We start from the raw sequence: 13,135 nt of genomic DNA on the forward strand, positions 1-13,135 counted from the left end.
GTATGAACTTCTGGACCGCGTCCGTAAAAGTCGGTGTAATGATTCTAATAGCGATCGTCTTTTTGACAATCCTTCTTACAAATGCTGAGAATTGGCCGTGGGCGGCTGCTGGCGACGAATTGACTTTTCAATTTCGGTCCGTTAATGGACTCTATGTCGGTGCCGGTGTTTACCTATCTGGTGTTCGGATTGGCAAAGTGACCGCCATTGAACTCCGTCCTGAAACTGATAATGTTTACATCAAGGCGAAAGTCGAAAACGGATTTGAATGGTTAAGAGAAGACTGTGGTGCCAGAATTTCTATGAACGGGTTCGTCGGTGAGATTTATATTGCGCTTGATAATGGACCCATCGGGAACCCGCTTTTAAAACCGGCGAATCTACCGATTGTCGGAAAAGACCCGGTTAATGCTCTGGAACTTCTTGAACAGACAAGTGCCGGTATGACACAAGCGATTGAACTTACAAGTGCTGCGAATGAGGTGCTTCAAGCAAATCAAGAAGCAATTCAGCTCGCCATCAAAGAAATTCGGGAAGTTGTTGCGATCACTGGCAAAACTATTGAAAAATTAAGTGCTGATTCTGAGGAAACAGTGCGGACCTTGACACAACTCGCTTTAGAAAATGATAAGCGTTTTCAGGAGACGCTCGTAAAGGTGAACAACCTGCTCACGCAGCTTGAAGGCGATTCTCTCATGGTCAGCAGCCACGTGTCTGACATTACACGTGAGGTCTTGCGCTTGCTCAATCAGAATTCGCCGAAACTCAATACTATTTTTACTGATGTCCGAGCAACGACATCAGAATTCCGACAGATAGCCCAGAATTTTCGGATGGATTTCAACACGTTAGCTGCTCAAGTTTCCGCCCTCGTTTCGCAAAGTAGCGAGGCTATTAAAACGGGGGAAGCCAACATTGAACCAATCTTAGAAAATCTACGGACAACAACAGCCGCAGTCGCCTCATTGGAGGCAAACGTCAGTCGTCTCCTTGACACACTGAACGAAGGAGATGGCACCGTTTCACAACTCCTAAATACATCGGAGCCGCTTGAAGATGTCCAGCGCACCTTGCAAGATTTCGGTCAAGCGATGAACGCAGTAACAGAACTCTCTCAACGAACCGAAAAACGATTACAGACGTTTGAACTACCACAAGTCAGATGGGATTACGAACTCCGCTATTTAAGTCTTGAAGAGCGACTCTATAACGAATTGGCATTTTCACTCTTCCAGCGCCCCAATGCTCGGTATAGGTTCGGGGTGGGTATTCGGGACGAGAAGGCTCGGTTTGAACTTCAGTATGAACACGATGTGACCGATTTTCTCGGCGCACGTGCTGGAATCATGCGTGCTAAAGTCGGTGCTGGATTGGATTTGTGGTTGTGGTCCCGACGCTTCGGTATCAGCGTGGAAGGCGTGGGATTGACGAGTAGGGAACCGGAACTGAACACAGAAGTGGCATTCCGGTTTTTCCGATACGGGCAATTCCTTGTTGGTGCTGAAAATTTGACCGGTGAACGGCGGTGGACAACAGGATTCCGTTTTTTTACAGGTGAGTGGTAGTATTAGCAGTGTACTTTTGGGAAGCAAAACTCCGGTTTCAAGCCACGTCAATAGCAGCGTGATTGGTAACATCGCAGATGGCACGAGAGAAACGTAAATTTGTCTGTCAAGAATGTGGATATATAACACCAAAAACACTCGGACGGTGTCCGAGTTGTAGAAGTTGGCAAAGTTTTGCCGAAGAGATAGAGACGCTTGACACGCCCTCAAAACATCGCGGGATCGGACAAGCCGCTCGTGGTCCTGAACCTATCTCGAAAGTTACAGCGAGCGACGTAGAACGACATTTAACTCAGATGTTAGAGTTTGACAGGGTACTCGGCGGCGGAATCGTGCCGGGTTCTGTGGTACTCATTGGTGGTGATCCGGGAATAGGTAAGTCTACACTGTTGCTTCAAGCGGGTGACGCGTTGAGTCGGAACTATGGAGATGTACTTTACGTTTCTGGTGAAGAATCTGTTAGCCAGACGAAACTCCGAGCAAATCGGCTCGGTGTCGTGTCTGATAGGCTTTATGTATTGTGTGAAAACAATTTGGAGCAGATTCAAAAATATATTGAAGAACGGGAACCGAAGGTTGTCATCGTAGATTCTATTCAGACGGTTTATTTATCGAATATTCCGTCTGCCCCGGGAAGCGTTACGCAGATTCGTGAGTGTGCTGGCCATCTCTTGATTTGTGCGAAAAATCGGAATATTCCAGTATTTCTGGTTGGGCATGTAACAAAAGAAGGCGCGCTCGCTGGTCCTCGGGTCTTGGAACACATGGTGGATACCGTCCTCTATTTTGAGGGCGAGCAGCATCACATCTATCGTATCCTCCGAGCGATTAAAAATCGATTCGGTTCGACGAACGAGCTGGGTATCTTTGAGATGCAGAGCACGGGCCTCGCGGATGTGATGAATCCATCAGAGCTTTTTCTAAGCAATAGAGACGAAGAAGTTTCAGGTTCTGTCGTCGTTTCAAGCATGGAGGGGACCCGTCCATTGCTCATGGAGGTACAGGCACTCGTTGTGCCTACCCATCACGGCAATCCTCGTAATACGGCAGCTGGCGTGGATCGGCATCGGATTGCTTTACTCATTGCTGTACTTAACAAACGCGTGGGGATTGATGTAGGTGATGCTGATGTCTTTGTTAACATTACGGGTGGCTTACGCGTTGATGAACCCGGCATTGATCTCGGGGTCCTGATGGCGATATGCTCAAGCCATCGCGATATTCCTGTGGACAGGCACACTGCTGTGATTGGAGAGGTTGGACTTGGGGGTGAGATTCGACCCGTGACGCATGTTGAGCGACGAATTCGGGAAGCCGCAAAATTGGGGTTCAAACGCGTGATCTTTCCTGAATACAACCGTAAAGGTTTGGAAATTGATGAGGATATTGAACTTGTGGGTGTTAGTGACGTATATGACAGTTTAAGTACTTTATTGTAATATGATTCATGATTTTTTGATAATTATAACGCAAGCCACCTATTTATTTTCACTGCGAAGCAATAGCACCCCTACGGGGTACAGCTTTTTGAATATTGGATTTTCTATAGACATAACACCCCTACGGTGTGAGGAAAGAGACAAAAACACTTTCTGAAATGTGCGAAATTTGTTAGTAGCAATCTGGGTTAATTGTAATGTTTTGTAACTGTGGATAAAAACAGCAGCTGTGATGGGGGCAGCACTGTTTTTCAAGGTACGCTTGGAGTACAAAAAATGAAAATTTGGGGTATTCGTCTTTTTTTTATAATTGCAAGTGTCGGAACTTGCTATATCGTTTACGGTGAGTTGTTCGCTGTAATTGCAGGACTTATTGTGGCACTTTTCCTTGTTGGAGCAGAATTTTGCCTACATATACCCAATGTACGGAGCATTATCACGGCATTAATGGGACTCTTTATAGGTTTATTAATTTCTTTTGCTGTGCTATCTTTTCTGCCACAATCTGATGGTAATCTAAAGATAGTGGTTGTTCTCAGCCTAGGTTACATCGGTATGATGAGTGGGTATCATTTCTCTACGACGCTGGATCTAACCCAATTTCTGCCGTCAAAGGCACCTGCTCGATCTGGTGAATCACGCGCAACTCAAATCGCAAGTAACTTCAAAATTTTAGACACAAGTGTTATCATTGATGGCAGAATCCTTGAAATCTGTCAGACGAAATTTATTGAAGGCACACTTGTGATTCCGCGATTTGTTCTCAATGAGTTGCAACATATTGCTGATTCAACGGAACCGCTTCGTAGAAATAAGGGACGGCGTGGTTTTGATATCCTCCGCGCGCTTCAGACCAATCCTGCGATTGAAGTTGAAATCTCTGAGGAAGAGGTGCCGCATCTGCCAGAAGTGGATGCGAAGTTAGTTCATCTCGCTCAGAAGCGAGGCGCGACGATTATCACAAACGATTTAAATCTCAACAAAGTTGCCGAATTGCAGAGTGTAAAGGTTCTCAATATCAATGAGTTATCAAATGCCGTCCGTCCTGTCGTCATTGCCGGTGAAGCGATCCAGGTGCTTCTCCTTAAAGAGGGGAAGGAACCGAATCAAGGCGTTGGTTACCTTGACGATGGAACAATGGTCATCGTTGAAGACGGAAAGCCGTACATTGGGAGTACGCTTAACGTTGAGGTTACGCAGATGCTACGGACGAGTGCGGGGCAAATGATTTTCACGCGAATCAAAGAACATGAAGTGGACATTGATGAACAGCAAGGTATGCACCCTTATTCCCGCAGCTGGTAAAGGGAGCCGGATGGCGCATTCCGTTAAAAAGCCTTACTTAGAAGTGGCGCGAAAACCGATTTTGGCGCATACGATTCAGCGGTTTGAGGAAAATAGTGCTGTAGATGCAATTTTGGTCATTGTTGACCGAGCCGATTTTAGCGAGTGTGATGCCAACGTGTTACGTCCATACGCTTTTAAGAAGGTGCAGAAACTTGTTGAGGGAGGGGAGACCCGACAGATATCTGTCTACAACGGTATACGCGCTTTGTCGGCGGATGTTGATTTTGTGATTGTCCATGATGGTGTGCGTCCTTTTGTGACAGATGAAGTCATTTTTGCATGTCTCGCCGCGGCTGATGAGTGTGGTGCGGCAGTTGCTGCTGTTCCAGTCAAGGACACAATCAAGATCGCTAACAGGGACAGGTTCATTGTTGAAACACCGGCACGTGAGCAGCTTTGGGCGGTGCAAACACCGCAGGTCTTTCGGAAATCTCTTTTGGAGGAGGCGCATCAAGCAGCGGAAACGAGGCAGCTCACGGCAACCGATGATGCCTCTCTTGTCGAACAACTCGGCTTTCCTGTCAAATTGGTGAAGGGAAGTTACGCGAATTTGAAGATAACTACGCCTGTTGATTTACAGATTGCTGAAGTATTACTCTCGGATGCCACGCTTTGGTAGGGAGTTTTGCTTCCGCCTTCTGTCTAATGGAAATGTGCGAGAAAAGATGCGAATAGGTATTGGGTACGACGTTCATCGATTAGTCCCTGATAGGAGATTGATTTTGGGCGGCGTTGAGATCACGTATCATTTGGGATTGTTGGGACATTCAGATGCGGATGTTCTAACACACGCAATTGTGGATGCAATTTTAGGCGCAGCCGCCCTCGGTGATATTGGAACACATTTTCCGGATACGGATGATCGTTATCAAGGAATCAACAGCCTTATTTTTCTCAGTGATGTTGCTACGAAAGTGGAACAGTGTGGCTACCAAATTGAGAATGTGGATAGTACAGTTATCGCACAGTCCCCGAAATTGGCTCCTTACATTTCGGAGATGCGCGCGAAACTTGCAGAAACGCTTAATATTGACATAGCGCAGGTAAACGTTAAGGCGACCACAGCCGAAGAATTAGGCGTTGTTGGCGAAGGAAACGCGATTGTCGCTCACGCTATCGCGTCCCTTTCCCGGCTATAAGTATCTTTTGTGGGCAGGGTCAACAGGAGTCTGACATACAAAAAAATGGGAATGAAAATCTATAACTCAATGAGCCGACAGTTGGAAGATTTTGTGCCCCTAAACTCGGAACAAGTGTCAATTTACAGTTGCGGCCCGACTGTTTACGATTACATTCACATGGGCAACGCACGCACCGCTTTGGTGACAGATATTATTCGACGCTATCTGGTATATAGGGGATACAATGTCAAACTGGTTCAAAATTTGACAGATATTGATGATAAGATTATCAATCGTGCGGCAGAGTTAGGGGTCAGTGCAAAGCAGCTTGCATACGAGAACGGCGAAGCGTTCTTTGAAGACTCGCAACGTCTCGGTATCCACCCTGCAGATGTCCACCCGAAAGCGACTGAACACATCCCTGAGATGATCAGTTTAATTCAGACGCTGCTTGACAAGGGCGCGGCTTATGTCATTGATGGAAGTGTTTACTATCGCGTGAATCAGTTTGCTGAGTACGGGAAACTTTCCCATCGAAAACCGGAAGATTTACTGGCGGGAGCACGGGTTGAAATTGATGAGCGGAAAGAGGATCCGCGTGATTTTGATATGTGGAAAGCCGCTAAGCCGGGTGAACCTTCTTGGGAGAGTCCATGGGGTAGGGGCAGACCCGGATGGCATATAGAATGTTCCGCTATGGCGATGAAGCATCTCGGTGAAACGATTGATATTCACGCAGGTGGGGAAGACTTGCTGTTCCCACACCATGAAAATGAGATCGCACAGAGTGAATTAGCCACCGGATGCACTTTCGCTCGTTACTGGATACATGTCGCTTTTCTAAAGATTGATGGCAAACGGATGGGCAAATCGGAACAGAACTTTATTCTCCTCCGAGACGCGCTTGACAATTACCCCACCGAAGTGATTCGCCATTTTCTTATTTCAGCGCACTATCGACATCCGCTTGACTACAATCCAGAGAGCTTGATGAAATCGGAAGGCGCGCTTAGGCGTTTGAACAATTGTTTGGACGCTTTAAAAAAATACGATGGGCAATTTGAAGCGAATGGAACAGAAACCTCATCTCTTCAGGACGCAGTCCAGACGATGCAATCGCAGTTTACCGATGCGATGGATACAGACTTCAACACTGCACAGGCACTCGGGGCTATTTTCACCCTCGTCAGTGAAGTCAACAGATCACTCAGTGCTTCCAATAAAGCAGATGCCCCCGCGCTCGCGCAAGCGTATCAGGTATTGACCGAAACTTGTGAAATGCTCGGGATTTACAATTTGGATGCCCAAGATAGTGGGAATGTGGAGCAACGCGACCAACTCGTTGATCTCCTCTTGGAAATAAGGCAGGATGCTCGAAGCCGTAAAGATTGGGACACATCCGACAAGATTCGAGACAGGCTTAAAGAACTCAACATTGAAATTCAGGACACCCGTGAGGGTGCCACTTGGAAAATTGTGTCGTAATATGAGTGAACAGAAGGTTTGATGCACGAAGGTTTCTGCCTGCGTGCGGTATCAAAGGAGTAAAAAGATGATTTATCGATTCACTGTCCTCTTTGCACTGTTTTGCTTGGTTTCCGTTGTTCTAACAGGATGCAGCGCACTCTTTTCAGAACAGGAGTGGAGCGAAAATTATGCCCTTATGGAAGGTGTACAGTCAACAGTTCCACAAGCAATTGATGGTAAGTTAAACACTATGGGTGAAACGACTTTCCCCACGGGTATGGAAGGGTTTATGGGGGCGAACGCCGCATCGCAAGTTATAATTACGTTGCCGGAAAAAAAGGTTATCCGTCGCATTGTGATACACTCGGATAATTTGTCGCAGTTTGATGTCTACGCCGATAAGGGCAGCATCACAGCGAATGAAGACTGGCAGCTCATTAAAGATGTGAAGAGCGTCAAAGAGCATCCGATTAAGGTTTCGCTATTGGTTCCCTTCCCGACAGATCGAATTCGGTTGCGTGTTTTGGGCACTAAAGATGACGCGCTTCTGAATCGGCAGCGACGCGCAAGATCAGGTGGATTCCGTGGATGGGATGCTAATCGCCGCGCAGCCGCTAAAATCCGAGAAATTGAACTTTACGGCTATAAGACGGCTGATCAGGTGGAAGAAGAACAGGCTACCGATAAGCGTGAAAAAGAACTTGATGATTTACTCCAATTGGAGTAACATGGAGGAAACACCAACAAGGTGGTTGGTTTACAACACCGCTTTAACTTTATACTATACTTTAGTAGACGGCATCAGCACCGTTCTAAGCAACAAGGAGGCAATATATGCGTTTTGGATTATTCGCAATAATCCTCTGTGTGGTGGTTGGAATGTCCGGCTGTATTCTCGCGTCAAACCCTGCGATTAACCGTAGCAAAAACATCGCACTTGACGCTGCAAGCGAGGATACCAAGTTTCATGACGACAATATCCACACCCGAGGGGAAACCGGCCCTATTCTCGAAGATGAGAAGGATGAGGCATCACAACGGGAATCAGATAATTATACCGAAGCTGTTCTCAAATGGCGGCAGCCTCAGACGATTCAGCAGGTCGTGGTGAAAGCCGAACCGGGACAATTGGAGTTCTTCGCTGTTCAGTACGGGAATGAAGATGGTGAGTGGGTCACGGTCAAAGAGGTACGGGACAATATGCGTCCAGTTTACACGTTTACCTTGAATAAACCGATTGTGACAACTAAGTTTCGCCTCAAGGTCCCACGCCGTTGGGATTCGCGTCGGGTCGGCGGGCAGAAACGCTCAACCCGTGGTGAAACTGGCGCACCCAGTGCGCAAGAATATAAGAAGATTCAGGAGATTGAACTCTATTACGCACTCCCACCAGATCCGATGGAAGCTGGAACAGTGGAACAGTAGCAGAGCCGCTGTCAGTTATCGGGGGAATGATTATCAGTTATCAGTTATCAGTTAAGAGGACTCTTGTAACTGACGACTCCTAAAACTGACGACTGATAACTGACAACTATTAAAGATGCTGTCTAACGAGACGATTAGTCTAATTCATTTAAATCTGATTCAAGGTGTCGGACTAAAAACCGTTCAAATCTTGCGCGACGTTTTTGGTAGCGCAGAACGTGCACTTCAGGCGACACCGGACGAACTAAAAAAGAACAATCAGCTTTCGTCGACGGTATGTGATCTCTTAACTCACAAACCCGTTTTGTATCCTATAGAACGTGAACTTGAGTTGATACACAAATACGGTTGTCAGGTTATAACGCTCTATGATGCTGCCTATCCACCCCACTTGAAGCAGATTGATACCCCACCGCTTGTGTTGTATGTCAAAGGGGAACTGGTGCCAGAAGACGCACTTAGTATTTCCTTCGTCGGTTCCCGAAATGCAAAGGACTATGGGCGAAAGGTGAGTTACCGCTTGAGTTACCAGATCGCGCAGCGCGGCTTAACGGTGGTTAGTGGATTTGCCAAAGGTATTGATACCTCAGCGCATCGCGGCGCATTTGAAGCGGGTGGTAGAACAATCGCGGTGATGGGAAACGGGTTGAGCCTTATCTATCCTGCAACGAATAAGGACCTTGCTGAGAAAATTACAGAATCTGGAGCGTTGATTTCTGAATTCCCCATGGGTGCCAAACCAAAACCGAGGAATTTTCCACGTCGTAACCGCATCATTAGCGGTTTGACACTCGGAACTGTTGTCGTAGAGGCATCAAACCGTAGTGGTGCCTTGATTACCGCACGCCTCGCAGGCGAACAAGGCAGAGAAGTCTTTGCTGTACCCGGGGAAATCTTTTCAGAACTCTCAACCGGCACGCACAAATTGATTAATAACGGCGCGAAACTTATCAACACCGTGGACGATCTACTCAATGAACTCCCGCCGTATGTATTAAGTCAGGTACAGTCCGAGACATCACCCGTGCCGGATATGGAGACGGAACCTACGCAAGAGGCATCTGTTGAGAAGCGTGCTGTGGAACCTGTCCCATCACAAGCTTCCCCTGAAGCGCAGCAACCTGTTCCTACGCCTCCTCCACCGGATTTAACCCCAGATGAAAAGACGATTTTTGATGCTATTGAAGTGCCGTCCTCACATATTGATACCATCGTTCGGACCACACAACTACCGATTAGTCAGGTTTCAAGTGTGCTTTTGATGCTTGAGCTTAAGGGAGTCGTTCAGCAGTTGCCGGGGAAACAATTTACTAAGTCTAATCAATAACTTATTTCACAACAAAGGGGAGAAAATGGCTGGATATTCCAAAATTTATTGTATTGGTGGCGAAGGTGGATTCTTGGGTGCTGACGGCATGAACCCTATTGATTTCCAAATTCTCGTTGGTGATGGGGATCGACAGTGGTTAGAAGTGCGTTATTTTAGTAGAGACATTAGGCCCATGGCGAAAATTAAGGTGATTATTCCGTCAGGTCCAGATCATCCAAATTCCCTGATTGACGCATGTCTGGCATTTTTTCCTGGGTACTTTGAGTCATGTCCATCACTGGCACAGGTTGTTGAAGGACTTGGAAATGTGTCAAGGATTGACTTTCATTTTGACGGTGAACCATCTGGCTGGGCGCAACTTCGAGAAGAAGCAAAACCGCTGTTCAAATACCTTGTGATTTATAAGGCGGAGTTACAGAAAGTAAATGGAGTGGAACAATCAATGTCAGGGTGGCGGTTTTTTGGAGAAGATGAGAACACTATTCACGATGATGAAGAGTATAAAAATCCTTATCAACAATGGCAAGAAAAACAGGCACAGCGAAAAAGAATACAGCGTGCAAACCGTCAAAAAAACACAAAAAATGTCTAACATTTGAACCATAATGAGAGTCTGAACTTAATCATCTGTTGTTAAGAATTATGAATTTCTTTCCATGTCCTTATCTGGATAGCGATGTTGAGTTGACAGATGAGCGTGAATATCATATTACTTTACGTCATCCAGATCTTCTACCAATGTATCAACAATGCATTCCTGATACATTGATGCTTCCGGATGAAGTCCGTCGGAGTTCTCGTATTGGAAATTCTCGGTTATTTAGCCGTTGGTTTGAGTGGTTACGTGGTGGTAAGTACGTCGTTGTTGTTGTGGTTAGTAGCCCTATCCCAACAGAACGTCATTGGATTGTCACTGCTTATATGACGAATAGGCTTACAAGAGGAGGAGGCATTGAATGGGAACGAACTTGACTTTCCAGTATGACAGGGATGCTGATATTCTGTACGTAAACACTTGTGCACCGTATCCTGAGCAGGAGAGCGAGGAACTTGATGATGAAATCATTGCGCGTTTCAACCCAGATACAAGGGACATCGAAAACCTTGAAGTTTTATTTTTCTCAACGCGCTTGTTACGCGAAGAACTCTTTCATCTTCCAATTTCTGCTCGTTTGCAGTTAAACAAAGAATTATGAAAATACTCGGCATTGACACCTCATGCGATGAAACCGCTGCTGCAGTTGTTGCTGATGGCAGAAAAGTGCTTTCTAATGTTGTCGCTTCACAGGTCGAAGTGCACCAAGAATATGGCGGCGTTGTACCCGAACTTGCATCCCGTAAACATATTGAAGCGATCAACTATATCGTGAGTAGGGCGTTGGCGGAAGCGGATGTTGCATTTAAGGATTTGGAAGCGATAGCGGTAACGAATCGTCCCGGTTTAATCGGTGCGTTGCTCGTCGGGGTCGCGGCGGCGAAAAGTCTTGCCTATTGCCACAATCTTCCGTTGCTCGGTATCAACCATATTGAAGGTCATATCTACGCCAACTATATGGTGCATGATACGCTAACATTTCCGCATATCTGCCTCACGGTTTCTGGAGGACACACACAACTCGTTGAAGTTCACGAGGGGTGGCAATACAAAGTATTGGGTGGCACACAAGACGATGCCGCCGGTGAGGTCTACGATAAGGTCGCGAAATATCTCGGACTCGGTTTCCCCGGCGGTAAGATTATTGACGATCTTGCTCAAAAAGGCGACCCGTCGGCGATAAAATTTCCCAGACCGATGCGAAACAGCGGGGACTATCAATTCAGTTTTAGCGGTATCAAAACGTCAGTACGTTATTTTGTAGAGAAAGCACGGCGCGCAAACATACTTGTGGAAGGTGAAAACGGGAATGCCAAGGACACAAATCCTGATATGGTAACTGTTGAAGACATTGCTGCGAGTTTTCAAGCTGCTGTTGTTGATGTGCTTGTTTACAAATCACTCCATGCAGCCAAAGCGACCAGTGCTAAGGCAATAACACTAACTGGCGGAGTTGCTGCAAATAGCGAACTCCGTGCTTCCCTGAAAACTGCTGCTACGGAGATTGGTGCGGAAGTCTACTACCCACCGATGAATCTGTGTACGGATAACGGTGCGATGATCGCAGGGATTGCTTACGAAAAATATCAGCAAGGACTCCGAGATGGGCTTTCTCTCAACGCCGCAGCGAATGGTTCTATTGTCGATGTCTAACAGAGGAGGCGGGTTTTGGAAATAGACGTGTGTGTTGAAGCTGTCCAATGCCTGAAATCAGGTGGTATTATCGCTATTCCTACCGACACAGTCTACGGGTTGGGTGCCGACCCCTTTAATGCGAGTGCCGTGCAAAAACTCTACACATTCAAGGGGCGACCGGATGGAAAACCGATTCCGCTTATCCTCAGTTCGGTTGAGGATATCCATAGCGTCGCTCAGAACTTACCCGAATTTTTCTTTCATCTCACAGATCGATTTTGGCCCGGCGGTTTGACGATCGTTGTTGAAAGCAAAGACTTACTGCCAGTGTTGACAGCGGGTGGTAACACTGTCGGGGTACGGATTCCCGATAATCCGCTACTTTTGCAAATCCTCCAAGCGTTTGGCGGACCGATGGCGATAACGAGTGCGAATCTCTCTGGCGAACTGCCAGCCACCTCTGTTCAAGAGATTGGTGAAGAACTTGCATCACGAATTGATGTGATCGTTGATGGCGGTAAAACGCCGGGCCCTGTCCCTTCAACAGTTTATGACATTTCTGTCTCACCGCCTATCATCCGACGGCACGGCGTGATTTCAGAAGAAACTCTCGCCAAGGAGTTTGCGTGCTACAACAAGCATTAAAACAAATCCTTCAATTCTTAGCCACTCCGACCGGAAATTGGGTGATATTTGGCTTGGTTAGTTTTGTAGGGTTGGCGATTGTCTATAACAGAAAAAAACAGATTCCGGGGCTAACTGTGGAGGTTATCCCAGAGGATACGTGGTTTATCAACCGCGATGATAACCATCGCCTCGCTATCGTTGTGTCGTTGCACCTGATTAACAAATCGAGCGCGCCTATCCGCATTCGGAGATGTAAACTCAGTGGGTATTCACCCAAACCACCGCCTGAGCAGTTGCTTTTACAAGGGCACGATACGAGCGTTGAACTTGCGTACCCAAAGCACGATCTCTTTGTTGATGTCGGAGCGCACCCTTCTGAGCATACTTCCGAATACGTTCTCAACCCTTACACAGAACAACGCGTATGGTTTTTTTATCACTCCGGCATTGTTACAATGACGAATATGCTTCGCGCACCGATTGTGCTCAGAGATGTGAATCGGAAGCGGAAGTCTATCCAGATAGCGGTGCCTCGCAATATGGAGCAGATTCAACTCTATCGCGAGGCAGCGATGCGGTGGTAA

General features: G+C 46.8%; 15 protein-coding genes. All 15 read left to right on the forward strand.

Features of this window, described 5'->3' with window-relative positions:
• The first annotated feature begins 2 nt into the window (after positions 1-2).
• The 15 genes from OXH39_13370 to OXH39_13440 all read left to right on the forward strand — a co-directional run bounded on the left by OXH39_13370 (position 3) and on the right by OXH39_13440 (position 13,135).
• Positions 3-1,565 carry an MlaD family protein gene (locus OXH39_13370; protein MCY3551444.1) on the forward strand — a complete coding sequence of 521 codons (1,563 nt, stop codon included), beginning with the start codon at positions 3-5 and terminating at the stop codon, positions 1,563-1,565.
• Between the two features lie 77 nt (positions 1,566-1,642).
• On the forward strand, positions 1,643-3,004 hold the full coding sequence (radA, locus tag OXH39_13375) for a DNA repair protein RadA (protein ID MCY3551445.1): 1,362 nt from the start codon (positions 1,643-1,645) through the stop codon (positions 3,002-3,004).
• A gap of 276 nt (positions 3,005-3,280) precedes the next feature.
• On the forward strand, positions 3,281-4,309 hold the full coding sequence (locus OXH39_13380) for a PIN domain-containing protein (protein ID MCY3551446.1): 1,029 nt from the start codon (positions 3,281-3,283) through the stop codon (positions 4,307-4,309).
• Positions 4,269-4,970 carry a 2-C-methyl-D-erythritol 4-phosphate cytidylyltransferase gene (ispD, locus tag OXH39_13385; GenBank protein MCY3551447.1) on the forward strand — a complete coding sequence of 234 codons (702 nt, stop codon included), beginning with the start codon at positions 4,269-4,271 and terminating at the stop codon, positions 4,968-4,970. The genes OXH39_13380 and ispD overlap by 41 nt, the downstream gene beginning before the upstream one ends.
• Positions 4,971-5,016: 46 nt before the next feature.
• The gene (ispF, locus tag OXH39_13390; protein MCY3551448.1) at positions 5,017-5,490 is read left to right on the forward strand and encodes a 2-C-methyl-D-erythritol 2,4-cyclodiphosphate synthase; all 474 of its coding nucleotides are present in this window, start codon (positions 5,017-5,019) and stop codon (positions 5,488-5,490) included.
• A gap of 51 nt (positions 5,491-5,541) precedes the next feature.
• Entirely contained in the window at positions 5,542-6,957 is a 1,416-nt protein-coding gene (gene cysS / locus OXH39_13395; protein ID MCY3551449.1) for a cysteine--tRNA ligase, read from the forward strand.
• A gap of 67 nt (positions 6,958-7,024) precedes the next feature.
• Positions 7,025-7,666, forward strand: a complete 642-nt coding sequence (locus OXH39_13400; GenBank protein MCY3551450.1) for a hypothetical protein — start codon at positions 7,025-7,027, stop codon at positions 7,664-7,666.
• 107 nt (positions 7,667-7,773) lie between these two features.
• Entirely contained in the window at positions 7,774-8,364 is a 591-nt protein-coding gene (locus tag OXH39_13405; protein ID MCY3551451.1) for a hypothetical protein, read from the forward strand.
• A 115-nt stretch (positions 8,365-8,479) separates the two neighbouring features.
• Positions 8,480-9,691 carry a DNA-processing protein DprA gene (gene dprA / locus OXH39_13410; protein MCY3551452.1) on the forward strand — a complete coding sequence of 404 codons (1,212 nt, stop codon included), beginning with the start codon at positions 8,480-8,482 and terminating at the stop codon, positions 9,689-9,691.
• Between the two features lie 25 nt (positions 9,692-9,716).
• A complete protein-coding gene (locus OXH39_13415) occupies positions 9,717-10,286 on the forward strand; it encodes a hypothetical protein (protein ID MCY3551453.1) in 570 nt (189 codons plus the stop codon).
• Between the two features lie 50 nt (positions 10,287-10,336).
• Positions 10,337-10,666: a hypothetical protein gene (locus tag OXH39_13420; protein MCY3551454.1), complete on the forward strand. Its 330-nt coding sequence runs from the start codon at positions 10,337-10,339 to the stop codon at positions 10,664-10,666.
• Positions 10,651-10,890 carry a DUF2283 domain-containing protein gene (locus OXH39_13425; GenBank protein ID MCY3551455.1) on the forward strand — a complete coding sequence of 80 codons (240 nt, stop codon included), beginning with the start codon at positions 10,651-10,653 and terminating at the stop codon, positions 10,888-10,890. Before OXH39_13420 ends, OXH39_13425 begins: the two co-directional genes overlap by 16 nt.
• Positions 10,887-11,942, forward strand: a complete 1,056-nt coding sequence (gene tsaD, locus OXH39_13430; GenBank protein MCY3551456.1) for a tRNA (adenosine(37)-N6)-threonylcarbamoyltransferase complex transferase subunit TsaD — start codon at positions 10,887-10,889, stop codon at positions 11,940-11,942. The genes OXH39_13425 and tsaD overlap by 4 nt, the downstream gene beginning before the upstream one ends.
• Positions 11,943-11,957: 15 nt before the next feature.
• Complete coding sequence (locus OXH39_13435; protein ID MCY3551457.1) at positions 11,958-12,569, forward strand: L-threonylcarbamoyladenylate synthase; 612 nt, start codon at positions 11,958-11,960, stop codon at positions 12,567-12,569.
• On the forward strand, positions 12,551-13,135 hold the full coding sequence (locus OXH39_13440) for a hypothetical protein (GenBank protein MCY3551458.1): 585 nt from the start codon (positions 12,551-12,553) through the stop codon (positions 13,133-13,135). The genes OXH39_13435 and OXH39_13440 overlap by 19 nt, the downstream gene beginning before the upstream one ends.

The sequence above is a fragment of the Candidatus Poribacteria bacterium genome (assembly GCA_026702755.1).
In the GTDB taxonomy this organism is placed as follows: domain Bacteria; phylum Poribacteria; class WGA-4E; order WGA-4E; family WGA-3G; genus WGA-3G.